We start from the raw sequence: 23,541 nt of genomic DNA, 5'->3' as shown, positions 1-23,541 counted from the left end.
CGGGGGAGCGCCCGTTCACCCGGCTGCTGGGCGGGCCGCCGCAGGGCTGGAGCAGCAGGTGTCGGCCTCGGGCGCGGACGTGGGCGCGCAGCAGCCCTTTCCCCGCCAGGCGTCCAGCCCTTCCTTCACGGCGATGCCCGCGATGAGGAGCGCGGCGGTCGGGTCGGCCCAGGACCAGCCGAGGGTGGCGTTGAGGACTAGGCCGGCCAGCAGTACGGCGGAGAGGTACGTGCACAGGAGCGTCTGCTTGGAGTCGGCCACCGCGGAGGCGGAGCCGAGCTCGCGCCCCGCGCGGCGCTGGGCGGCGGACAGGAACGGCATCACCGCCAGGGACAAGGCGGCGATGACGATGCCGGGGACCGACCGCTCGGCCTCGCCGGAGCCGGTCAGCGCACGGACGGCGTCCACGGCGACGTACGCGGCGAGCGCGAGGAACGAGACGGCGATGATCCGCAGGGTGGTCCTCTCGCGTGCCGCGCGTGCGGCGTGGTCGCGGGCGGAGAACTGCCAGGCGACCGCCGTCGCGGAGGAGACCTCGATGACCGAGTCCAGGCCGAAGCCGATGAGCGCGGTGGAGGAGGCGAGGGTTCCGGCGGTCAGGGCGACGATCGCCTCGACGACGTTGTAGGCGATGGTCGCGGCGACCAGCAGCCGTATCCGGCGGGTGAGCAGGTCGCGGCGGGTGGGGCTGGGGCCGAGGGATGTCGCGGTCATTCAGCAGCAGCCCTTCTCCTCGGCCTCGGCACACGTACGGTCCGACTCGACGGCGACCACGGCGGCCCGCAGGTCGTCGAGCGCGTGGCCGAGTCGCTCGTCGGCGAGTTCGTAACGGGTACGGCGGCCGTCGGGCACGGTGACGACCAGACCGCAGTCCCGCAGGCACGCGAGGTGGTTCGACAGGCGGGTGCGGGAGATGCCGAGGGCGTCGGCGAGGTCGGCCGGATAGGCGGGGGCCTCGCGCAGGGCGAGCAGGATGCGGCAGCGGATCGGATCGGCGAGCGCGCGGCCGAAGCGGGCCAGCACCTCGATGTCGGGGGCGACTGTCAGCACGTCCACGACGGTACACGTCTTCCTGAATTCAGGGAAACGTGTACTCGTGATGTGCGGGGCGTCCCCGGTGTCGCCGCCGTCAGGCGGTGGCCGGAGTGACGGTCAGCAGCTTGCCCATGGCGGCGAGGACGGACGGCTCGACGCGGTAGTAGACCCAGGTGCCGCGCCGCTCGGAGGTGAGGAGTCCGGCGTCCTTGAGCTTCTTCAGGTGGTGGCTCACCGTGGGCTGGGAGACGCCGACGTCGGAGATGTCGCACACGCACGCTTCGCCGCCCTCGTGCGAGGCGACGGCGGAGAACAGTCGCAGCCGCACGGGATCGCCGAGCGCCTTGAACATCCGCGCGGCCGTCTCCGCCTCCTCGGCGGTGAAGGGGCGCTCGGTGAGCGGCGGGCAGCACGGCGCGGTGGCCTCGGTGGCGGGTTCCAGGAGTGGCAGCGCCTTCGTGTTCGACATGTGTCTATGTTGGCACATGTCTATGTTGAAGTTTATCGAATCAGGTGTGATGCTGGCGGTGCACGTCATCGACGAACGTCGAATCAAAGGGGAATCCTGTGGCTGTATCCATCAACAGCGTGCCCACCACCGACCCGCTGCCCGTCGTGGTGATCGGAGCGGGCCCGGTCGGCCTGGCCGCCGCCGCCCACCTCGTCGAGCGGGACATCGAACCGCTGGTCCTGGAAGCCGGGACCTCGGCCGGCACCGCTGTCCGCGAATGGGCGCACGTGCGGTTGTTCTCCCCGTGGGCGGAGCTCACCGACCCCGCCGCCGAGAAGCTGCTCGCGCCGACCGGCTGGACGCGCCCCGACGGCGCCGCCTGCCCGACGGGCGGCGACTGGGCCGAGCGCTACCTCCAGCCGCTCGCCGACACCCTCGGCGCCAGGGTCCGCTACGGCACGACCGTGACCGGCGTGGCCCGCGCCGGGCGCGACCGCGTCGTCGACTCCGGCCGCGACGAGCAGCCGTTCACCGTCCACCTCCGGACCACGGACGGCCGCGAGGAGCGCATCGCCGCCCGCGCCGTCATCGACGCCTCCGGCACCTGGTCCACCCCCGGCCCGCTCGGCGCGGACGGCCTGCCCGCCCTCGGCGAGAAGGCCGCCGCCGAGCACATCTCCTACCGCGTCCCCGACCTGAAGGACCCCGCCGTCCGCGCCCGGTACGCGGGCAGGCGCACCGCCGTCGTCGGCTCCGGCGCCTCCGCCTTCACCGCCCTGGCGTACCTGGCCGACCTGGCCGGGGAGGAGAGCGGCACGCACGCGGTGTGGATCCTGCGCCGGGGGATCACCGGCGCGACGTACGGCGGCGGCGAGGCCGACCAGCTCCCGGCCCGCGGCGCCCTCGGCCTGCGCGCCAAGGCCGCCGTCGAGGACGGCCACGCGAGCGCGGTCACCGGCTTCCGCGCACAGGCCGTCGAACGCGACGGCGACCGGCTCGTGCTGAGTGCCGAGGACGGCCGCCGCCTCGACCCGGTCGACGAGGTCATCGTCCTGACCGGCTTCCGCCCCGACCTGTCCTTCCTCGCCGAACTCCGCCTCGGCCTCGACGAACGCCTCCAGGCCCCCACCGCGCTGGCCCCGCTCATCGACCCCAACGTCCACTCCTGCGGCACCGTCTACCCGCACGGCGTGACCGAACTCGCCCACCCGGAGCAGGGCGTCTACCTGGTCGGCATGAAGTCCTACGGCCGCGCCCCCACGTTCCTCGCCCTGACCGGCTACGAGCAGGTCCGCTCCGTCGCGGCCGCGATCGCCGGCGACCGGGAGGCCGCCGAGCGCGTCGAACTGACCTTGCCGGAGACCGGAGTCTGCGGCGGGGCGGGCCTCTTCGACGACCCTGACGCGGCTCGGAACGGTAGCGAAGGCGGAGGCTGCTGCGGGGTTCCGGCCACCGTCGAACAGTGACAAGTAGGGAAACGTCTGACCCACATGAATCCTTCACATGCGTGGAGGTCGCGAGGTGTGTGAAAGCTGAAGCAACTCGCCTACGATCCCAGCAGACCCGGCTCGATCGCGGTTTCGCCGTTCGACCTGGTGAAACCCGTCCGCCTCGCGGCAGAGCCGGGTGCGCCGGAGACGTCCTGACCGAACGACGGAAAGAGCGCCCCTATGCCCCCCACGCCACCCCCGCTCCCCGCCGAACGCCCCCTCCTCGATCCCGCCGCCGAGTACCGGAGCTGGATCACCGAGCGCCCCCTGGACCGCATCGCCCTCTGGGGCGACCTCACCCCGTGGCTGGTCACCCGGTACGACGACGCGCGGGCCGTGCTCAGTGACGCCCGGTTCAGCTCCGAGAACGTCCGGCCCGGCTTCCCGGGGCTCCAGCCGACGACGCCCCCGCGCACGCCGGGCCAGTTGTTCGCGATGGACCCGCCGGACCACACCCGGCTGCGCCGCATGCTGATCCCCGAGTTCACGTTCCGCCGGGTGGAGCAACTGCGCCCGGCGATCGGGCGGATCGCCGCCGAACTCATCGACGGCCTTGAGGCGCACGGGCGTTCGGCGGACCTCGTCGAACACCTCACCCTTCCGCTGCCGCTCCTGGTGATCTGCGAACTCCTCGGAGTCCCCTACTCCGACCGGCAGTTCATCCACCGCCAGGCCGCCGCGTTCGCCACGGTCTCGGCCGGCCCCGAGGCGATGCGCGCCGGCTGGGGCGCCCTCTTCGGCTACCTCCAGGAACTCCTCGCGGCCAAGGCCGCCACCCCCTCCGACGACCTGATGAGCCGCCTCGCCACCGAGCGCGTCGCCACCGGCGAGGCCACCGCCGCCGAAGCCGCCGGGCTCCTGGTCCAACTCCTCATCGCCGGGCACGAGACGACGGCCGGCATGCTCTCGCTGGGCACGGTCGCCCTGCTGCGCCACCCCGAGCAGCTCGCCGCGCTGCGGGCCGACGACAGCCTCGTACCCGGCGCGATCGAGGAACTCCTGCGCTACCTGACGATCGTCCACGTCGGCATGCGGCGGATCGCCACCGAGGACGTCGAGATCGCCGGAGTCACCATCCGCGCGGGTGAGGGCGTCGTCGTGGCGCTCCAGGCGGCCAACCGCGACCCGGCGGCCTTCGCGGACCCGGACACCCTCGACCTCACCCGCGCGGCCGACCGCCACCTCGCCTTCGGCCACGGCCCGCACCACTGCCTCGGCCAGTCGCTGGCCCGCGCGGAGCTCCAGATCGCGCTGCCGATGCTGTTCGAGCGGCTGCCGGGCCTGAAACTGGCCGAGGAACCGGAGGAGTTCGCGTTCGCCGGACGCGCGGTGCACGGCGTGGAGCGGCTGCCCGTGGCCTGGTGAGGCGGGAAGGTCCCGTCCACCTGACGGAGTCGTGATCACCGCGTTGCCCCCTCCCCTCCCGCCTCGGCAGGCTCGGGCGGATGTCCTGACGAGGAGAGGGGCCCGCCGTGTGCGGACTTGCCGGATGGATCGGGTACGAGCGTGATCTGAGCGGGGACGCGTCCGTCGCCGAGCGCATGAACAGCACACTGGAGTGCCGGGGGCCGGACGCGCACGGGGTGTGGACCTCGCCCCGCGCGCTGCTGGCCCACCGGAGGCTGGCCGTCATCGACCTCGAAGGCGGCCGGCAGCCGATGGCGGCGGCGGCCGGACCGGTCCTCACCTACACCGGCGAGACGTACAACTACCGGGAACTGCGCGAGGAGTTGAGGGCGCTCGGGCACGCCTTCGGGACCGACTCCGACACCGAGGTGGTCCTGCGGGCCTACGAGGAGTGGGGAGCCGGCTTCGCCGAACACCTGACCGGCATCTACGCCCTCGCCCTGTGGGACCCGCGCACCGAGGAACTCCTCCTGGTCCGCGACCGGATGGGCGTCAAACCCCTCTACTACTGGCCCACTCCGGACGGCGTGATCTTCGGCTCCGAACCCAAGGCGATCCTCGCGCACCCCGACACCGAGGCCGTCGTGGACGCCGAGGGCCTGCGGGAGGTCTTCGGCATCGTGAAGACACCGGGCCACGCCGTGTTCAAGGGGATGCGCGAGGTTCTGCCGGGCACGGTCCTGCGGTTCACGCGCTCCGGCAGCGAGGAGATCCGCTACTGGCGCCTGGCCGCGCACGAGCACACCGACGACCTCGACACGACAATCGCCCACGTCCGTACGCTCCTTGAGGAGATCGTCGCCGGCCAGCTCGTCGCCGACGTCCCCGTCGGCACGCTCCTGTCCGGCGGCCTCGACTCCAGCGCCGTCACCGCCCTCGCGACCCGCAACAGCGACAAGCCCGTCCTCGCGTTCTCCGTCGACTACAAGGGACTCGGCGAGCGGTTCGAGGCGAACGTCCAGTGGTCCGACCCCGACACCCCGTTCGCGGTCGAGGTCGCCCGGCACGTCGGCGCCGAGCACGTCATCGTCGAACTCGACAACGCCGACGTCCTCGACGACGGCGTACGCGAACAGGTCCTGCGCGCCCAGGACCTGCCCGTCTCGACCGGCGACATGGAGTACTCGCTCCTGCTGCTGTGCCGGGCGCTGAAGGAGCGCATGACCGTCGCCCTGTCCGGCGAGGCGGCGGACGAACTCTTCGGCGGCTACACGTGGTTCCACGACCCGGCCGCGATCGAGGCCGACACCTTCCCCTGGCACCACCCCTTCGAGAAGGCGGGCGGCATGGGCGCCCTGCGCACGCTCGGCCTGTGGGGCAGGCTCGGGCTGACCGGGTACGTCAAACAGCGCTACACCGAGGCCCTGGAGGAGGTGCCCCGGCTCGCCGGGGAGAGCGGACACGAGGCGCGCATGCGGGAGTTGACGTACCTCAACCTCACCCGCTGGGAGAACTTCCTCCTCGACCGCAAGGACCGCATCTCGATGGCGGCGGCCCTCGAAGTACGCGTCCCCTTCACCGACCACCGCCTCGTCGAGTACGTCTACAACGTCCCCTGGGCGATGAAGAACCACGACGGCCGCGAGAAGAGCCTCCTGCGGTCCGCGATGCGCGGCGTCCTCCCGGAGTCGGTCCTCGACCGCAAGAAGACCCCCTACCCGTCCACCCAGGACAAGGGCTACGAACAGGCCGTCCGCGACCGCCTGGAGGCCGTGATCGCCGCCGACGACGCGCCCGTCCTGCGCCTCGCCTCCCGCGAGGAGATCCGCCGCCTGCTGGACGCCCCCGAGGGCAGCTACGCGATGGGCGGCCCCTGGAGCGCGCGGGCGGTCCTGGAACGGCTCGTCGAGTTCGACCGGTGGGTCAGGTCGTACGGGGTACGCGTCGAACTGTGACCGCCCGGGGCCCGTCGTCCGTACGGCGGGCCCTCAGCGACCCGGCGAGCGAGCGCAGCGCCGGGGCCGCCCCCGACAGCGCCGCCCGCTCGGCCGGTGTCAGCGCCGCCAGGGACTCGGCGAACAGCCGCGCCCACTCCCGCTCGATCATCGCCATGCCCTGGACGGCGGCCAGGGTCGGGAAGAGACGTACGGCGCGCCGGTCCGCCGGGTCCGGCTCGCGGCGCACCAGCCCCTGGGCGACCAGTGCGCGCACGGTCGTGCTGACGTTGCTCGCGTGCATCCCCAACTCCTGGGCGAGCGCGCCGACTTTGCTGCCGGGGGAGTCCAACAGCTGGCGGAGCACGTCCAGTTCGGCCGGTGGCAGCGTGGGGAGCCCGGCCTCGGCGGGGCCGCGCAGGCGCAGGACGCGGCCCAGGGCGTGCAGTGCGGGGGCCAAGTCCCGCGCCTCGCGCAGCAGTTCGGCATCGGCCTTCGCGTCCATGCGCCCACCCTAACAATGCTTATATATCTATAGCTATCCACGGTGGGCTGTCCGCGCCCCCGCACTTTTCCAACGACGCTGTCTGGAGCCCGAGATGTCCTCGCCACCCCGGCCCGCCGCCCTCCTCACCGCGACCCTCGCCCTCCTCTCCTTCGGCATGCCCCTCGCCACGGACATGTACCTCCCGGCCTTCCCGGCCATGGCCGACGACCTCGGCACCGACGCCTCCGGCGTCCAACTCACCCTCACCGCCTTCCTGTTGGGCCAGGCCGCGGGCCAGCTCGTCTTCGGCCCCCTCTCCGACCGGCACGGCCGCCGGCGCCCCATCCTCATCGGCGCGGCGGTGTGCACGCTCGCCACCGCCCTGTGCGCGCTCTCCCCGAACCTCGCCACCCTCATCGCCCTGCGCTTCGTCACCGGCTTCAGCGGCGCCGCCGGGCTCGTCGTGGGCCGCGCGGTCGTCTCGGACGTCGCGACCGGCGCCGTCGCGGCGAAGCTGTTCGGCGTCCTGATCGCCCTCGGCGGCATCGCCCCGATCGTCGCCCCCCTCGCCGGCGGCGCCGTCGTCACCCACGCCGGAGGCTGGCGCGGCGTCTTCTGGGCGCTCGCCGCGATCACCCTGCTGATGCTGCTCGCCGCCCTCTTCTTCATCCCCGAGAGCCTCCCGCCACAGCGCCGCCGCGCCGGCGGGGTCGCGGCCACCCTCCAGACCGCGCGCTCCGTCCTCGCCGACCGCGTGTACGTCGGCTACACGCTCGCCTTCGTCTTCGCCTGCGGCGCCCTCTTCTCGTACATCTCCGGCTCGGCGTTCCTCCTCCAGAACGTCCTCGGCCTCACCGTCGGACAGGCGTCCGTCGCCTTCTCCCTCGGCGCCCTCACCGCGACCCTCTCCAGCACCGCCAACACCAGACTCGTCGGCCACTTCCCGCCCCGACTCCTCCTGCGCATCGGCCTGTTCACCATGTTCGCCGCCAGCGCCGCCGCCCTCCTGGTCACCCTCACCGGCCACCTGAACCGCGTCCTCGCCCTCGGCCTGATCGCCGTCACCTTCCTCGGCCTCGGCCAGGTCTTCGGCACGGCCACGGCCCTGGCGATCGAACGCGTCCCGCACGCCGCCGGCACCGGCTCCGCCGTCCTCGGCACCCTCCAGGGCGTCCTCGGGGCGGTCGCCGCGCCGCTCATCGGGCTCGGCGGCGACGACACCGCCGTACCGCTCTTCACCGGCATGGCCGGATGCTGCCTCGTCGCGCTGCTCGCGCTGCTGCTCACGCGCGACGCCGACGGGCCGCGACCTGACACAGTGTCCGGGCACCTGACGATCTCTGGCGAGCGGCGTTGACCGCCGCCGCGGGCTGCGTGAGGCTCGCCCGCATGTCACCGACCGAAACCCGCCGACCCCGTCCCGTCACCGGCTGGCACAGCCTCACCCGCGCGGAGCTACGGGTCGCCCGGCTCGTCGCCACCGGCCTCAGCAATCGCGACGTCGCCGCGCACCTCGTCGTCTCGCCGCACACCGTCGACACCCACCTGCGGCACGTCTACGCCAAGCTCGCCATCCGCAGCCGGGTCCAACTCGTGCGCCACGCCCTCCAGTTCGACTCCGGCGACTGAGCCATCGTCTCAGCCGCGCACCCCCGGAACATCACGTGAAGACGTGATGCGTCCGCCGGTGCCGGACGGCAGGGTGTGCGGCGTATCGACCCCCAGGGAAAGGCCGCTGCCCATGGATCCGCTCCTCGACATCAGCGACGAGGTCCGCACCGCCCTCGACGAACACCGTCCCGTCGTCGCGCTGGAGTCGTCGCTCATCGTCAACGGGCCGGCGTATCCCGCCAACACGGAACTCGGCCTGGAGATCGAGAAGGCGGTCCGTGACCGGGGGGCCGTCCCCGCGACCATCGGCATCGTCGACGGGCGGTTCGTCGTCGGCATGGACGCCGACCTCATCGAGCGGTTCGCCGCCGGCAAGGGCGTGCCCAAGGTCAGCGCGCGGGACCTCGGGCCCGTCCTCGCCGGCGGGGGGCTCGGCGCGACCACCGTCGCCGGTACGGTCGTTCCCGCCGCCCGCGCCGGGATCGGCGTGTTCTCCACCGCCGGGATCGGCGGGGTGCACCGGCGGGCCCAGGAGACGTTCGACGTGTCCGCGGACCTTCAGCAGTTCACCCGCAGCCGGGTCGCCGTGGTGTGCGCCGGAGCCAAGTCCATCCTCGACCTCGGGCTCACCGCCGAGTACTTGGAGACCGCGGGCGTGCCGGTGCTCGGGTACCGGACCGGGACCCTGCCCGCGTTCTACGTCCGCGAGTCCGACGTTCCCGTGAGCCGCGTCGACGATCTCGCGGTCGCCGCCCGGGCCACCTGGCTGCACTGGGAGGTCAACGGCGACCGGTCCGTGCTGCTCACCGCGCCCATCGACGAGCGGGACGCCCTGGACGGGGACGAGATCGAGGCCGCCATCGCCGCCGCACTCGCCGAGGCCGACGCGGCCGGCGTACGCGGCAACGCGATCAGCCCCTTCCTGATGCGGGCGCTCACGTCCGTCACCGCCGGACGCAGCGCCGCCGCCACCCGGGCGGTACTGCTGTCGACGGCCCGTGTCGCGGGCGAGTTCGCCGTCGCGCTGGCGGCCACCCGAGAGGAGCGCTGACATGGCCCGCTACCAGGGGATCGTCTTCGACCTCGACGGGACCCTCGCGGACACACCCGGGGCGATCGTCTCCATCACCCTGAAGGTGCTGCGCGGGCTCGGACGGGAGGCGGACGAGGCCGCGGTGCGGGCCACCGTGGGCAGACCGCTCGACCAGAACTTCGCCGGGCTCCTCCATCTGCCCGTGGACCATCCCCAGGTCGCGGAGGCCATGGCCGCCTATCGGGCCGGGTTCGGGGAACACCTGGAGGAGCAGCGCGAGCGGATGCTGTACCCCGGGGTCGCAGAGGGCCTCACCAAGCTGCGCGACCTCGGGCACACGCTCGCCATCGCCACGTCCAAGACGCACGAGGCCGCGGTGCGGACCCTGCGGGCCACCGGGATCCTCGACCGGTTCGCCTTCGTCGCCGGACACGACTCGGTGGAGCGGGGGAAACCGGCGCCCGACATGGCCCTGTACGTCGCCCACAAGCTGGCGCTTCCCGCCGAGCGGTGCGTGGTCGTCGGCGACGCGGTGGGGGACATCGAGATGGCCTCCGCCGCCGCGATGGCCTCCGTCGGGGTCTCGTACGGGGTCGCCAGCGCCGATCAACTGCTGGAATCGGGGGCGCTGGTGGTCGCCGATTCGTTCGACGGGGTGGTGTCGGCGGTGCTGTGAGCTGTGCTTCGCGGGGGGAAGCCGTAGCCGTCGAAGACGGCGTGGAGGTCCCGCATGAGGTTCGGCGGGAGCGGGGGAGGGGTCACGTAGAGGCCGGGGATCAGGGCGTAGTCGTTGTCGCGTACGGCTTCGAGGGGGGCCGAGCAGCAGAACTCGGGCCGGTTCGTGTACGGCTGCCCTGATCCGCGCCAGGCTCGGTAGGTGCCCGCGATGTCCGCGAGGTCGGCGTCCGTCAGGACGCGCTCGGTCTTGCGGGTCAGTTCGCCCATGTCGTGAGCGTCGATGAACAGGATCTGGTCGCGCCGGGACGCCTTGTCCTTGTCGAGGATCCACAGGCAGGCCGGGATGTTCGTCGAGGAGAAGAGCTGGGGCGGCAGGGCGACGATGCAGGAGACGAGGTCGGCTTCCACCAGGGCCCGGCGGATCTCGGCCTCGGCCTTGTCGCGCGAGTGCAGGGAGCCGTTGGCCAGGATGACGGCGGCGGTTCCCTTCGGGCCCAGCTTCGAGATCATGTGCTGGAGCCAGGCGTAGTTGGCGTTACCGGCCGGGGGGACGCCGTACACCCAGCGGGGGTCGGACACGTCCCGGGACCAGTCGCTGGTGTTGAACGGGGGGTGGGCCAGCACGAAGTCGGCCTGGAGGTGGGGGTGTCGGTCGGCGGCGAGGGTGTCGGCCCAGCGGTCGGAGAGGTCGGCGTCGATGCCGTGGATGAGCAGGTTCATCCTGGCCAGGCGCCAGGTGCGCTCGTTGATTTCCTGGCCGTGGACGGAAGGGGGGGTCCCCTGGGACGCGGCTGCCTGGACGAGCATGCCGGCGGCGCCGCATGCGGGGTCGTACACCCGACTCCGGATCGGCCCCAGCATGTCCACGATGAGCTGGACCAAGGAGCGGGGGGTGTGGAACTCGCCCCCTCGTTTGCCTTCGGCGCGCGCGAAGGCGTCGAGGAGGTGTTCGTACGCCTCACCCAACCTGTTCCGGTCCGGTTCGTACGAGTTGAGGCGAAAGTAGGTGCTGTCGAATAGGGCGACGAGGTCAGCCAGTCCGCCTTGGCTGATGCCAGCACGATCGAAGACCTTCGGCAGGACACCGGCCAAGGAGGGGTTGGCCTGCATGACCGCCTCCATCGCCGCGTCGAGCACCTCTCCCGCCTGGTCGCGCCTCGCGTTGGCCGTGATCCACGACCAGCGCGCTGTCTCGGGCAGCCAGAAGACGCGTTCGCCGGTGTACTCGGCGGGGGTCTCCAAGAGTTCGTCGAGGCCGTCCTCAGGATTCCAGTCCCCGGTGAGTTGCTGGAGGAGTTCCTCCCTGCGCGCCTCGAAGGCGTCGGAGAGGTACCTCAGAAAGACCAGCCCAAGGACCAACTCCTTGTACTGGGCCGTGTCCACGGACCCCCGGAGCCTGTCGACGGCACTCCACAGCACGTCCCGGAACTCCTCGGCGGGCACCTCTCGCGACATGTGCCGATCACCCCCGCCCGGATTCTTCCACGACCGACCCTCACCCCCTCCCGCCAGCGCGGTAACGTACCGACAACGCACTGGTCTTGACCCGGGGGGCGCACCACATGTCGACGATCGGCCTGGCGGCAGCCATAGAGGAACTCCGTCAGGAGCTGTACGAGGCCCAACGCCTCGGTGCCAACCAGCAGTTCGCGTTCGGCGTCGAAGAGGCCCAGCTGGAGCTCCAGTTGGAGCTGCGCAAGTCCGCCAAGGGCGACGGCAAGGTCGGCTTCGGTGTGGTCGCCGTCGGCGCCGCCGGGGAGCAAGCCTCCGTGCGCACCCACAAGTTGACCCTCAAACTGTCCGTCAAGGACCGGGCCGCCGGCGGCGCCACCCCCGAGGTCGGGGACGACGAGACCGGGTCGCTGGACGAGGACTGAACGAGATGGACCCGCGCAGACTGGCCCTGATCCGCAGCGGGGACGGGAGCCGCCGCACGGTCGGCTCCGGGTATCTCGTCGCCCCCCGGCTGGTGCTGACGGCACGTCACGCGCTCATCGACCGGACCACCGGCAGGTTCTGGCCGAAGACCAAGGTCTACGTCGGCCACGAACGCGACGGCGAGCGGATCACGACCTCGGCGGAACGCCTGTGGGTGCACCCCGAGGGCCTCGACATCGCCCTCCTGCGGCTCGACGAGGAGATCGACCTCCCCGGCCCCGTCCGCTGGGGCCGCCCCGAGGGCCGCGCCCCGCTCCCGTACGAGGGTCTCGGCTACCCCTGGGCGTCCAGGAACGGTGACCTCCGCGAACCCGAACACCTCCGCGGCTTCCTCCCCGTCCTCTCCGGCGGCAAGGACCGCTACGTCCTGGACCAGACCCCGGCCCCCGCACCCCGCGAAGGCGGCAACGCCTGGGGAGGCGCCTCGGGGGCGGCGATCTTCTGCGGCGGCCACCTCGTGTGCGTCGTCACCGAGGAGGACCAGGCGTACGGGGCGCGCCGGCTCATCGCCGTACCCGTCTCCTCCTTCGCGACGGACGGCACGTTCACGGAACACCTCGGCGGCTGCCCTCAACTGGCCCAGATCGGCGCCCCCTTGCCCAGGGCGGACGCCGAACGCACTCCCACCGAAAGGGAGATGGAGAAGCTGCTCCGCCCCCTGTTCCCGGACGCCAGGACCCGCGAGGAGCACGGCCGGGAACTGGCCCGTCAACTCGGCTACGACAGCACCGGATACGCCCCCGACACGGCGGACCTCGCGGCCCTCGCCCTCACCCACCCCCGCGCCCTCGCCACCCTCTCCGAAGCCCTCGCGCTGAACGCGGCGAACCGCACCGCCCTCACCGCCCTCCTGGACAGAGCCAGAAAACTCGGCTGGGGCGCCCTGTTGTCCCTGAACGAATACGGCGACCTGCTCACCCTCCTGCGCGGCAGCCGCGACGACGACCCGACCCTGATGTCCCGGGCGGCCCGCGAGGCACTGCCGTACGCCGTGCTCCCCGAGGCCCTCAACCAGCCACGCCTGGACGAGGACCGACTCGCGGACGTGATCGTGGGGTTGGAGGACCTGTCCGACGAAGGCACTCCCGCGCTGCTGAGGGCCGTCGAGTACGTGGCCGCGGCCACCGGGCGGCACCACGGACTCCGTACCTGGTCGGAAGCGGTCGCCGACCGCCTCGGCATCCACCCGGACGCGCTGGCCGAGCGCCGCGCGGACGCCGAGCGCTGGGCCAGGCGCCCCGCCTCCCCCGTAGCGCGGATCGTGCTGAACCTGGAGCGCGACAAGGAGACGGGGCAGGAGCGGTACCGGTGCCGGATCCTGCTCGTCCGGGACGACGGCACGCACCGGGTGCTGAAGGAGGCGGAGTCGGCGTCCAAGTCCCCGCAGGAAGTGGCGACGTGTCTCAGCGAGGCCGTCCTCGCCGTACGTGAGGAACCCGGGCAGGGAGACACCGTGCCGTGGGTGACGGTCGAGGTCGACCGGGACGGGCTTCAGCGGGCCGTCGACGAATGGGTGCCCGGCACGGTCGACGACATTCTTCCCGCCCGCCCGATCGGCGCCGACTACCGCGTCTCCCTGAGCTGCCCCGAGTTCAGGACGCGCAGCGAGCAGGACCAGAAGCGCCGCTGGCGCAACGGACGACAGCTGACCCTCGTCGTCGATCCGGCGTGCGAGGGGACAGGGCATCTCCAGCACCTGCTGAGCACCGATCACCGCGACACCGCCCGCGTCGTCCTCCACGGCCCCGCCGACCAGCGCAGACCCATGCTCCTCGTCGCCCTCGCCCTCGGCACCCCGGTCGTCCTGTGGGACCGGGACGCGAGCGGCCACGCGGACGCCGTACGCCTGGGCGACCTGGCGCCCACCGGAGACCTGGACGAACTCCCCGAACGCGTACGCCGGTTCAGGAGCGACACGGCCGTCCGACGGGGCGAGCGCCGGGCCCGGCCCGCCCTCGTCTGGGAGCCGGAAGAGCGTCACCCGAGGAGCGGATCGCTGCTGCTCGCGGACCCTGCGAGAGGAACGAACGCTTCATGACCACCGACTGGCGCCTCTTCCGCGGCGACGGCGAACCCCGCGACACCCCCTTCCCCGTCGCCCCGCCCTGGCGCCGCTTCGAGAGCCCCGACCCCGGCACCGAAACGCCCCGCCCCTACCTCATCGACGACGACGCCACCGACGTCGTCAACGCCGCCCTCCACCTGCGCCGCCCCCTCCTCGTCACCGGCCAGCCCGGCACCGGCAAGTCCTCCCTCGCCCACGCCGTCGCCCACGAACTCAGCCTCGGCCGCGTCCTCCAGTGGCCCGTCAACAGCCGCTCCACCCTCCAGGACGCCCTCTACCAGTACGACGCCGTCGGCCGCCTGCGCGAGGCGACGCTGCGCCGCGACGCCGACGGCACCGAACCCGGCATCGGCCAGTACCTCCGCCTCGGCCCCCTCGGCAGCGCCCTCGTCCCCCGCACCCGCCCCCGCGTCCTGCTCATCGACGAACTCGACAAGGGCGACGTCGACCTCCCCAACGACCTCCTCACCGTCTTCGAGGAGGGCGAGTTCGCGATCCCCGAACTCAGCCGCCTGCGCGACGACGACGTCCCCGTGCACGTCCTCACCGACGACCCCGACGAGACCGCCCCCGTCACCAGGGGCCGCGTCCGCTGCGCCGAGTTCCCCGTCGTCGTCATCACCAGCAACGGCGAACGCGACTTCCCGCCCGCCTTCCTGCGCCGCTGCGTACGCCTCGACCTCCCCGACCCCGACGAACAACGGCTCCGCCAGATCGTCGCCGCCCACCTCGGCCCCGACGCCCTCGACGGCGTCGACGACCTCCTGCGCGAGTTCCTCGGCCGCCGCGCCACCGGCGAACTCGCCACCGACCAGCTCCTCAACGCCGTCTTCCTGCGCAAGGGCGGCGTCCACCTCGACGCGGGCGCCCTCCTCGACGCCGTCCTGCACCGCCTCGGCGGAGCCGTGTGACGCCATGCTCTCCCGCGTGACGAAGATCCTCGCCGACAGCGGGGCCGAGCTGTCCCACGAGGAACTCCTCGACGCCCTGTGGCTCGCCACCCGCCTCGGCCCGACGCCGCTCGCCCGCGCCGCCGACGTACCCGCAGCACCCCCGGCCCGGGCCCCCGAGGCACCCCCGGCACCCAGCCCGCACCCCACCCCGACGCCACCGCCCCCGCCGCCGAAGGCCCCCGCGCGCCCCATCACCGCCACGGACGACGACACCCCGAAGGCGTCGCCCACCGCCACGGCCCCGTCGCCCGCGCTCCCCGTCCGCACCCCCGAACCCCGCCCCACCGGCACCGGCCAACTCCACCTCGGCAAAGCCCTGCGCCCCCTGCGCCAGCGCTTCCCCGACCGCCGACGCCCCGAACTCGACCTCGTCCGCACGGTCGCCGCCATCGCCGACACCGGCATCCCCGAGACCGTCACCCGCCCCGCCCGCACCCGCTGGCTCTCCCTCGCCCTCGTCATCGACGACGGCGTGTCCATGGTGCTGTGGCAGCGGCTCGCCGCCGACGTCCGGCGCCTGATGGAACGCGCGGGCGCCTTCCGCGACGTACGCGTCCACGGCCTCGACACGCGCGCCGCCGTCCCCGTCCTGCGCACCAGCCCCTACCGACGGGGGCGCGACCTCTCGCCCAGGGCCCTGTGCGATCCGAGCGGGAACACGCTCGTCCTCGTCATCAGCGACGGGGTCGGTCCGGCCTGGCGCGACGGCGGGATGCGCGCGGTGCTGGACCGGTGGGGGCGCTGCGGGCCCGTCGCGATCGTCCACGCGCTGCCGGTACGGCTCTGGGCGGGTACGGGGATCGACGTGCGGCGCGCGCGGATCACCACGCAGCGGCGCGGCGGCCCCACCCACACCTGGCAGGCGGCCGACCCCGATCTCCCGCTCGACCTCGCCCACTTCGACCCCGTCCCCGTGCCCGTCCTCACCCCGACCCCGCAGGCCGTCGGCGCGTGGGCCCGCCTCCTCGCATCGCCGGGCGGCACGGCACTCCTCCCGCTGTGGGAGGGGCGAACCGACCTCGCGCGTACGGTGGCCGAGGCGCCGGAGGGCGACGCCGTCCTGCGGTTCCGGGAGGCCGCCTCCGCCGAGGCGTACCGGCTCGCCGCGCATGTCGCGGCGGTCGCCCCCGTCACGCCGCCCGTGATGCGGCTGGTGCAGACGGCGCTGGGAGAGCCCGTGGACGCCGGGCACCTCATGGAGGTGTTCCTCGGCGGGCTCATGCACGAGGTCGACACCTCCGAACGGCTCCCGCAGCACCGGCGGTTCGACTTCACGGGCGAGGCCCGGCGGGCCCTGCTCAGCGCGGTGTCCGCGGGGGAGCTGCTGCGGACGGCCGACGCGGTGGCCCGGGACATCGAGGCCGCGGTGGGTCGGTCGCCGGTGTTCCCGGCGTGGGTCGGGCATCCGGACGGGACGGCCGTCGTCGACGGCACGGGGCGGTCGTTCGGGTGGCTGCGGGAGCAACTCCTCGTGCGGCTCGGGGTGTCGGGCGGGGAGGCGGAGCCCGCGCCGCCGGGGTGGAGCGCCCTGACGCCGGACGACCCTCAACGGCTGGGCCGGTTCCGGCTGTTGTGGCGCAGCGAGCGGGGCTGGCCGCACATCAGGATGTACCTGGCGCAGGGGCGGGACGGCGAACTCGTCACCGTACGGGCGCCCGTGTCGCTGTACGCCGATGATCCGGTGGCCGCGGTGGAGCTGGTCCGGACGGAGGCGGAGTGCCTGCGCAGGATGGAGGGCCCCCACGCGCCCGCCCTGGTGGCTGTACAGGCCGACGGCGGCGAACTCCCTTGGATCGCCTCGGAGTTGATCGAACGCGAGGGCAAGCCCGCGCCCAACCTGCGCGACGTCCTCTCCGCTCACGGGGGAGTGGTCCCGCGGGACGTCTTCCTGCGGATCGGCTTGGATCTCTCCCGGGCCCTCGTCCACGCCCACCAACTCGGCCTCGTCCACGGCTCCGTCGCACCCAGGGCGGTTCTCCAGGCCGATGACGGTGTCCGGCTGATCGGGTGGATGACCGCGACCGTCGACGGGGCCGACAGCCCGCACCGAGACCTACTGCCCCTCACCGAAACCTACTTGGGCGGGGGAGAGGTGTCGCCCGAGAGCGATGTGTACGCCGCCGGCGCGCTGCTCCTGGCACTGCTCGCCGGGAAGTGGGAGCACCCGAGGGCGGGCCTGGACTCCCGCATCGATCCCGGGCTGGTCGTGACACTCCGGCACTGCCTGGAGGGCGATCCTGCGGGCAGACCCTCAGCGAGGGAGTTGGTGGACGCGTTCGCCTACGCGCTGTATGCGTCGAGGGAGACGGAGGTTCTTGACCGCCTGTTCGACGATATCCGGCGGCTGGAGCCCTTGGCCCGGCAGGACCTGATGAGCCACGGACCGATCCTCGCGGGGCACCTGATGACGTTCTCGAACCACCTCGCGAACCAGGGGCGGCACGAGGAGGCGCTGGCCCAGGCGGAGGAGGCCGTGCGTGTCTGGCGGGAGTTGGCCACGAGGTCTCCGCTGGGGCATGCCGGCGGGCTGGCCGCAGCCCTGAGCAACCTGTCCGTGCGTCTCGGTGAGTTGGGCCGTACCCAGGAGAGTCTTGACGCTGTCTCCGAGGCGAGCGTGGTGTGCGAGTCGCGGGGTTCCGCTTCCGACTTCGCGAAGATCCTGAACAACCTGTCGAACTGCCTCGCGGCAGCGGGCCGCAGAGAGGACGCCCTCGCAGTGGCCGAGGAAGCGGTTCAGTCCGAGAGCGGCGAAGACCTCGCCAGGGCGTACACGACCCTCGGCAACCGGCTGAGCGAACTGGGCCGCAGGGAAGAGGCGTTGGAGGCCTTCCTGGCAGCCGTACGCATCCACGACGGCCACGCCACGCCGGACCACGCCACGACCCTCAACAACCTCGCCGCCCTGTACGCCGCCCTCGGCCGCCGCGACGACGCCCTCCGCACGCTCGATGCGAGCGCCGCCCTCCAAGCGAGGCTCGAAGCCGACCCCAGGAACGCCCTCCCCGAGATCCGCGCACAATCCGTCCGCATCCGCAGCTGGATCACCGGATGATTCCGCAGCGCCGAGGTGTTGCCTGAACAGACCGAGCGTTCTCACGATCCCCCCGAAGGGCCCCGAACCATGGCAGCAGAACTCTCCGACGCGCTGAAGCGACACCTCGACGACACCAAGGTCTTCGCCACGGTCGCCACCCTCTCGGCCACCGGCCACCCCCACCTGACCGTCGTCTGGATCAAACGGGACGGCGACGACCTCGTCTTCTCCACGACCGTCGACCGCGCCCAGGGCAAGAACCTGGCCCGGGACCCCCGGGTCACGATCATGATCAACCCTCCGGAGAACCCGTACACCTACGCGGAGATCCGGGGCACCGCCACCCTGACCCCGGACCTGGACCGAGACCTCCCCAACGAGCTCTCCCTCAAATACACCGGCCAGGACTACGCCACGTTCAACCCGGCGTCGAAGCAGGACGGCGACCGCGTCATCGTCCGCGTGACCCCGACCAGGATCACCGGCCGCTTCTGACCCAACCGGCTCAGGAGACCTTACGGACGGCGGTGTCCTCGGACTCCAGCCGCCGTCCGTCCGCCGAGCGAACCTCCAGCGGACGCAGCGGCTGGTCGTGCCGCCTGTCCAGCAACTCCGAGTGCGGCTCCCCGGGTTCGAAGAAGTACTCCTCGCCCCACTGCCGCAGAGCCACGATCACGGGAAACAGCGCCCTCCCCTTGGGTGTCAGGACGTACTCCCGATACGCGCTCCCGTCCGACGCCGGCACGGTTTCGAGCACCCCGCCCGCGACGAGCCCGCGCAGCCGGGCGGTGAGGATGTTCTTCGCCACCCCGAGACTCCGCTGAAACTCCCCGAAGCGCCGACTGCCGTCGAAGGCGTCGCGAATGATCAGCAGCGACCACCAGTCGCCGATCGCGTCGACAGAGCGGGCGACGGGGCAGTCGCTGTCGTCGAACCGAGTCCTGGTGACCATGTCGTCCCTCGCCCTCCATGTGGTTGCAACATGCTACCAGTGCTGGTTATCGTCCCCTCTGGTTGCAAGGTGAAACCGAACTCTGGGGGTTGGATGGCCGTCGAGAAACGCTCCTTCGTGCTGTCCCGCCGCGTCGTCCTGCTGTTCGCCGTTGCCTGCGGAGCCTGCGTCGCCAACGTCTACTTCTCGCAGCCGCTGCTGGTGACCATGGGCGGCGAACTCGCCATGAGCCCGGGGCTGATCGGGAGCGTCGTGAGCCTCACGCATGTCGGGTACGCGCTCGGGCTGTTCTTTCTCGTGCCGCTGGGGGACGTGACCGACCGGCGGCGGCTGGTCGTGGGGCAACTGGCGTTGCTCGTCGTAGCGTTGGGGGTCGTGGCCACGGCGCGTACGGCGGTGGTCCTGCTCGTCGGCATGGCCGTGACGGGGCTGCTCGCCGTGGTGACACAGACGCTGGTGGCCTTCGCGGCGTCGCTGGCTCCCGCCGAGGGGCGTGGCCGGGTCGTCGGGCTGGTCACCGGTGGAGTGGTCGTGGGGATTCTGCTGGCCCGGACGGTGTCCGGCGTCATGGCCGATCTCGCGGGGTGGCGGTCCGTCTACGCCGTTTCGGCGGGGTGCGTCGCGGTGCTCGCCCTGGTGCTGTACCGGGTACTGCCCGGCGGCGGTGACCAGCCGGCCCTGCCGTACGGACAGCTTCTGCGCTCCACGGTGTCCCTGTTCGCGCGGGAACGGCTGCTGCGGGTGCGCGCGTTGTACGGGCTGCTGGTCTTCGCCGCCTTCAGCACCCTGTGGAGCAGCGTCGCCCTCCCGCTCGGCTCCCTGCCCCACAGCGCGGTCGGGGCGCTGGGGCTGGTCGGGGTCGTGGGCGCGCTGGCGGCCGGGGTCGCGGGGCGGCTGAACGATCGCGGGCTGTCCCGCCGGACCACGGGCCTCGCGCTGGCCCTGCTCGTCGTCTCGTGGCTGCCGCTGGCCTTCACCCGAAGTTCCCTGTGGGCCTTGGCCGTTGGGATCGTACTGCTCGATCTCGCCGTACAGGCGGTGCACGTCACCAATCAGACGCTGATCCACGCGGCGCACCCGGACGCGGGCAGCCGCGTGATCGGCGGATACATGGTCTTCTACTCGATCGGCAGCGGCACCGGCGCCCTCGCCGCGACCTCGTTGTACGCGGCCGGAGGCTGGGGCGCCGTCTGCCTGCTGGGGGCGGTGCTCAGCGGTCTCGGGCTCGCGGTGTGGGCGTGGGACCGCCCGCCCCGGCATGCGCAAGAGGCCGCCGGCTCCGCCCTACGCGACGTCCGGCCGTGTCATCAGCGGTGACCGCACGTGCAGCTCCAGGCTGGGACCGGTGAGCGGCGTGGTGCTCCACAGGGCCGTCGCGACCCCCGTGCCGGTGTCGACGGTCAGACGGACACGGTGCGGTGTGGTGACGACGTACAGGTCGGCCACGAACAGCGGTCCCTGCCACGCTCCGGCCGCGACGACGGGGCGGCCCAGCGGGGAACTCTCGCGCCAGGTGCCGTGACCCACTTCGACGGTGAGCAGCGGCTCGACGCGTACGAGCCAGCCGTCGTCGCCGGGGTCGACGGTGACCGTCGTGCCGTCGGGGAGGGCCGAGCCCTCGGCGGAGGCGTCGAGGGTCGCGGTGACCGGATGACGGAGGCCGGCCGAGCCCGGTACCGGTGGCAGCGACAGGCTGCGCAGGCGGTCGGCGAGGGGGCCGTCGTCCTGGGCGGTCGGTCCATGGGCCAGGCCGGGGAGGAGGCACTCCCACAGGGCGTCGAAGATGTCCTGGGTCTCCGCCTGGGCGGTGATGGCGATCACCAGGTCGTGCGACGGGACCACCACGCACTGCTGGCCGAACGCGCCGTGCCCGTGGTAGCCGTGCCGGGACATCCAGAACTGGTAGCCGTAGCCGCAGGTGAAGTCGGCGTTGTCCGTCCCGTCCTCGGCCGGCGGGGTGTCGACATGACGGGCGGTCGCGAGGGCCACCCACTCGCGCGGGACGAGTTGCTCGCCGCCCCACCTGCCTTCGCGCAGCAGCAGCTCACCGAAGGCGGCGACCGCCTCGGTCGTCAGGTGGAGTCCGTGGAAGCCGAAGGCGGCACCGTCGGCCACCCGGTCCCACTCGGCGTGGTCGATGCCCATCGGCTTGAGGAGGCGCTCGTCGAGGAACTCCGGAAGGCCGAGGCCCGTGACGCGTTCCACCATCCGGGCCAGGACGAAGGTGGTCGCGTTGTCGTACGTGTGCCGCGTTCCCACGGCGGCGAACGGCAGGCGCAGGAAGCCCCTCACCAGGTCGCCCGGCTCCAGCTCCCACGCCTCGGCCAGGCTGTCCACGGGATACCCGGCCGTCATCGACAGCAGGTGGTGGACGGTGATCCGGCTGCCCTGCTCCGAGACGTCGTCCGGGACGTGGTCGGGCAGCACGTCCACCACACGGTCGTCCAGCGCGAGCAGCCCGTCGGAGATCGCGAGCCCCACCGCGATCGACGTGAACGACTTCGTCAGCGAGTAGAGCAGATGCGGACGGTCCGCCGAGTACGGCGCCCACCAGCCCTCGGCGACGACATGACCCCGGTGGACGACCATGATCGAGTGACACTCGACGGACCGCGCCGCGAGCTGGTCGAGCAGCAGGGAGAGCGAACGGGACGAGATCCCGGACGCGGCCGGTGCCGACCGGGGGAGGAGGGGACGCCGAAGAGACATACCGGCTTTCTATCGAATCGACGGGGCCCAGCTCGACCGGGTTTCCGGCGCGCGGGCTCACTGCTTCCTGACAGTGACGTCGGCGTAGCCCTCGCCGGGCTCCGCCGGGCGGGCCCAAGGGCGGGGAACGAGGGTGTGGAGGCGCCCATGGAGAAGGGCATGGCGGGGAAGACGGACGCCGAACTCGGCCGCGAGGGACTCCAGCACGCGCCGTTCGGCCACGCGCCAGTCGCCCAGGGGGCCGGGGTCCAGGGACGGCGGTATCGCACCCGTACGCCGAACCTCGCCGCCCCGGACCGTGAACGCGTACCGCTCCGCACCGTCCTCCGCCACGGAGAGGTGGAACAGGGCGCTGCCGTCGGACTCGCGCCAGACGGCGACGGCACGGGTACCGAGGGAGGCCGCCGGAGCCGGGGAGACGAAGCGGGGTTCGTAGAAACGATGGTGCGGAGCGGCCTCGAAGGCGAAGCTCCAGTCCGGGCCGGCACGTCCGACGGAGAAGCGGGATGCGTCGAGGTGGGCCTCCCCGTACGTCGCCGGCTTGCCGAGATCGGCACCGCCGATCCGCGCGGGCAGCTCCGTGGGCTCGACCCCCTCGACCAGGATCAGCCGGTACGACGACAGCCGGTCACCGGAGTCCGGGTCCATCAGCCAGGACAGGCCCGGCGGATCGAGGTCGGGCGTGGGGAGCGGAACCTCGCCGGTCTCGCCCGCCCTGGGCGTGGCCAGGAGTTCCCGGCACCGCTCCGGCGTGCACACCGGGCCGAGGACCGGGTCGGCGAGCAGCCCCAGCGGCGCGAGGAGATCAGGACCGGCGGGCCGCCACTCGGGGAGCGCCGCGCGCAGGATGCGCCAGGCCGCGTCCGTGTCGCCCCAACGGGCCGACTCGCGAGCCGCCTCGACGGCCTCGCCGAAGACACCGGATGCCGAGTAGCCGTACGTGTCGAGGAAGCCGGCGTCGGCTTCCCGGTGCCGCAGGCGGAGTCGCTCGGCGGCGAGCACGGGCCGGACCTCCGGCTGGTACAGGGGATCGGTGGCCAGCGCGCCGAACGACACCGTGGAGGGCTTCCCCGACAGGTACGTGAGCTGGTCGCGCAGCTCCGTCGCCCTCGGCCTGCCGTACGCGTGCGCCTCGTCGAGCGCCGCCAGCGCCTCCTCGTACCGCCCGCGCAGAGCGTCGACCCGTGCCCCCGCGACCGCCGCGTCCTGCGCCAGAGTCGTCGCGTTGACGAACTCCGGACCCGAGGAGCGCGCGGTCATGCTGTGGAACTGCCGGTACATCGCCTCCATGAACCCCGCGAAGGACCCGTACCGCACCGGCCCGTCGCCTCGCCAACTCGCGTAGTCGTAGCAGGCCCACTCCCCGTCCGAGCCGACGTCGCCGGGGTCCAGCAGCACGTTCGTGAGGTCCGACTCGGCCTCCAGCTGGAGCGCCCGCCCCCACATCCCGGCCTCCAGCACCTCTTGCGGTGTGGACCACTCGTCCAGCTCGCCCCGGTAGATCTCGCCCAGCCCCGCGTCGTCGGAGTACGGCCCCACCTCGTCGACCCCGGCGAGCCGCCACACGAAACGCCCCGCGTGCAGCCACCCGTCACTCACCGCGAGGAAGTCACGGTACGACGGCGGCAACCGGCACCCGAGCCGCTCCTCCAGCGTGGAGATCCGCTCCTCGGAGGCCCCCGCGAACCCCAGCCACCGCGCGTCCCGCTGCGGCGACGGCTCATCGGAGGCGTCGGCCCACTCCTCGCTCCACCGAGCGAGAAAGGGACGCCAGTCGTAGTTCCTCATATCCGCATGGTGACAGCCACCACTGACAACGCCCCC

At 72.5% G+C, this 23,541-nt stretch carries 21 protein-coding genes; 13 read left to right on the top strand and 8 right to left on the bottom strand.

Annotated elements, in window-relative coordinates; genetic code table 11:
* Nucleotides 1-15: 15 nt before the first annotated feature.
* From PV682_RS28185 to PV682_RS28175, 3 genes are all read right to left on the bottom strand, one after another.
* The gene (locus tag PV682_RS28185) at nucleotides 16-714 is read right to left on the bottom strand and encodes a cation transporter (RefSeq protein ID WP_319734606.1); all 699 of its coding nucleotides are present in this window, start codon (nucleotides 712-714) and stop codon (nucleotides 16-18) included.
* Nucleotides 715-1,050 (bottom strand): ArsR/SmtB family transcription factor, encoded by a 336-nt coding sequence (locus PV682_RS28180; RefSeq protein WP_319734605.1) that lies wholly within the window; start codon nucleotides 1,048-1,050, stop codon nucleotides 715-717.
* A 79-nt stretch (nucleotides 1,051-1,129) separates the two neighbouring features.
* Complete coding sequence (locus tag PV682_RS28175; RefSeq protein WP_319734604.1) at nucleotides 1,130-1,504, bottom strand: ArsR/SmtB family transcription factor; 375 nt, start codon at nucleotides 1,502-1,504, stop codon at nucleotides 1,130-1,132.
* A 98-nt stretch (nucleotides 1,505-1,602) separates the two neighbouring features.
* On the opposite strand from PV682_RS28175, the gene PV682_RS28170 reads away from it, so the two are divergent.
* The 3 genes from PV682_RS28170 (at nucleotide 1,603) to asnB (ending at nucleotide 6,278) form a co-directional block, all read left to right on the top strand.
* Nucleotides 1,603-2,952: an NAD(P)-binding domain-containing protein gene (locus tag PV682_RS28170; protein ID WP_319734603.1), complete on the top strand. Its 1,350-nt coding sequence runs from the start codon at nucleotides 1,603-1,605 to the stop codon at nucleotides 2,950-2,952.
* Nucleotides 2,953-3,156: 204 nt separating this feature from the next.
* Entirely contained in the window at nucleotides 3,157-4,341 is a 1,185-nt protein-coding gene (locus PV682_RS28165) for a cytochrome P450 (RefSeq protein WP_319734602.1), read from the top strand.
* A gap of 107 nt (nucleotides 4,342-4,448) precedes the next feature.
* Nucleotides 4,449-6,278, top strand: a complete 1,830-nt coding sequence (gene asnB / locus PV682_RS28160) for an asparagine synthase (glutamine-hydrolyzing) (protein WP_319734601.1) — start codon at nucleotides 4,449-4,451, stop codon at nucleotides 6,276-6,278.
* Here asnB and PV682_RS28155 read toward each other — a convergent pair.
* Nucleotides 6,247-6,762, bottom strand: coding sequence for a MarR family winged helix-turn-helix transcriptional regulator (locus PV682_RS28155; protein WP_319734600.1), 516 nt, complete (start codon nucleotides 6,760-6,762; stop codon nucleotides 6,247-6,249). The genes asnB and PV682_RS28155 overlap by 32 nt on opposite strands.
* Before the next feature lie 94 nt (nucleotides 6,763-6,856).
* Between PV682_RS28155 and PV682_RS28150 the strand changes: the two genes are divergently transcribed.
* The 4 genes from PV682_RS28150 to PV682_RS28135 all read left to right on the top strand — a co-directional run bounded on the left by PV682_RS28150 (nucleotide 6,857) and on the right by PV682_RS28135 (nucleotide 10,064).
* Nucleotides 6,857-8,101, top strand: a complete 1,245-nt coding sequence (locus PV682_RS28150; protein ID WP_319734599.1) for a multidrug effflux MFS transporter — start codon at nucleotides 6,857-6,859, stop codon at nucleotides 8,099-8,101.
* Between the two features lie 32 nt (nucleotides 8,102-8,133).
* On the top strand, nucleotides 8,134-8,373 hold the full coding sequence (locus PV682_RS28145; RefSeq protein WP_319734598.1) for a response regulator transcription factor: 240 nt from the start codon (nucleotides 8,134-8,136) through the stop codon (nucleotides 8,371-8,373).
* 112 nt (nucleotides 8,374-8,485) lie between these two features.
* Nucleotides 8,486-9,406, top strand: coding sequence for a pseudouridine-5'-phosphate glycosidase (locus PV682_RS28140; RefSeq protein WP_319734597.1), 921 nt, complete (start codon nucleotides 8,486-8,488; stop codon nucleotides 9,404-9,406).
* 1 nt (nucleotide 9,407) lies between these two features.
* Nucleotides 9,408-10,064, top strand: coding sequence for an HAD family hydrolase (locus PV682_RS28135; protein WP_319734596.1), 657 nt, complete (start codon nucleotides 9,408-9,410; stop codon nucleotides 10,062-10,064).
* Here the strand turns inward: PV682_RS28135 and PV682_RS28130 are convergent.
* Nucleotides 9,995-11,521: a type I restriction-modification system subunit M gene (locus tag PV682_RS28130; RefSeq protein WP_319734595.1), complete on the bottom strand. Its 1,527-nt coding sequence runs from the start codon at nucleotides 11,519-11,521 to the stop codon at nucleotides 9,995-9,997. The genes PV682_RS28135 and PV682_RS28130 overlap by 70 nt on opposite strands.
* A gap of 107 nt (nucleotides 11,522-11,628) precedes the next feature.
* Between PV682_RS28130 and PV682_RS28125 the strand changes: the two genes are divergently transcribed.
* The 5 genes from PV682_RS28125 to PV682_RS28105 all read left to right on the top strand — a co-directional run bounded on the left by PV682_RS28125 (nucleotide 11,629) and on the right by PV682_RS28105 (nucleotide 18,551).
* A complete protein-coding gene (locus PV682_RS28125; protein WP_319734594.1) occupies nucleotides 11,629-11,943 on the top strand; it encodes a trypco2 family protein in 315 nt (104 codons plus the stop codon).
* A gap of 5 nt (nucleotides 11,944-11,948) precedes the next feature.
* Nucleotides 11,949-14,042: a VMAP-C domain-containing protein gene (locus PV682_RS28120; RefSeq protein ID WP_319734593.1), complete on the top strand. Its 2,094-nt coding sequence runs from the start codon at nucleotides 11,949-11,951 to the stop codon at nucleotides 14,040-14,042.
* On the top strand, nucleotides 14,039-14,980 hold the full coding sequence (locus PV682_RS28115; protein ID WP_319734592.1) for an AAA family ATPase: 942 nt from the start codon (nucleotides 14,039-14,041) through the stop codon (nucleotides 14,978-14,980). Before PV682_RS28120 ends, PV682_RS28115 begins: the two co-directional genes overlap by 4 nt.
* A 16-nt stretch (nucleotides 14,981-14,996) precedes the next feature.
* Entirely contained in the window at nucleotides 14,997-18,074 is a 3,078-nt protein-coding gene (locus tag PV682_RS28110) for a protein kinase family protein (RefSeq protein WP_319734591.1), read from the top strand.
* Between the two features lie 69 nt (nucleotides 18,075-18,143).
* A complete protein-coding gene (locus PV682_RS28105; RefSeq protein ID WP_319734590.1) occupies nucleotides 18,144-18,551 on the top strand; it encodes a PPOX class F420-dependent oxidoreductase in 408 nt (135 codons plus the stop codon).
* A 10-nt stretch (nucleotides 18,552-18,561) separates the two neighbouring features.
* Here PV682_RS28105 and PV682_RS28100 read toward each other — a convergent pair whose 3' ends face one another.
* Nucleotides 18,562-19,008, bottom strand: a complete 447-nt coding sequence (locus PV682_RS28100; RefSeq protein WP_319734589.1) for a winged helix-turn-helix transcriptional regulator — start codon at nucleotides 19,006-19,008, stop codon at nucleotides 18,562-18,564.
* 93 nt (nucleotides 19,009-19,101) lie between these two features.
* Here PV682_RS28100 and PV682_RS28095 point away from each other — a divergent pair, with 93 nt between their 5' ends.
* A complete protein-coding gene (locus PV682_RS28095; protein ID WP_319734588.1) occupies nucleotides 19,102-20,325 on the top strand; it encodes an MFS transporter in 1,224 nt (407 codons plus the stop codon).
* Here the strand turns inward: PV682_RS28095 and PV682_RS28090 are convergent.
* Nucleotides 20,293-21,717, bottom strand: coding sequence for a serine hydrolase domain-containing protein (locus tag PV682_RS28090; protein WP_319734587.1), 1,425 nt, complete (start codon nucleotides 21,715-21,717; stop codon nucleotides 20,293-20,295). The genes PV682_RS28095 and PV682_RS28090 overlap by 33 nt on opposite strands.
* A gap of 57 nt (nucleotides 21,718-21,774) precedes the next feature.
* The gene (locus tag PV682_RS28085; protein ID WP_319734586.1) at nucleotides 21,775-23,505 is read right to left on the bottom strand and encodes an SMI1/KNR4 family protein; all 1,731 of its coding nucleotides are present in this window, start codon (nucleotides 23,503-23,505) and stop codon (nucleotides 21,775-21,777) included.
* Nucleotides 23,506-23,541: the final 36 nt, after the last annotated feature.

The sequence above is a fragment of the Streptomyces niveiscabiei genome (genome assembly GCF_033794345.1).
GTDB lineage: Bacteria > Actinomycetota > Actinomycetes > Streptomycetales > Streptomycetaceae > Streptomyces > Streptomyces niveiscabiei.
Note: the sequence above shows the minus strand (reverse complement) of the source record. Positions and strands in the feature narration are given on the sequence as shown.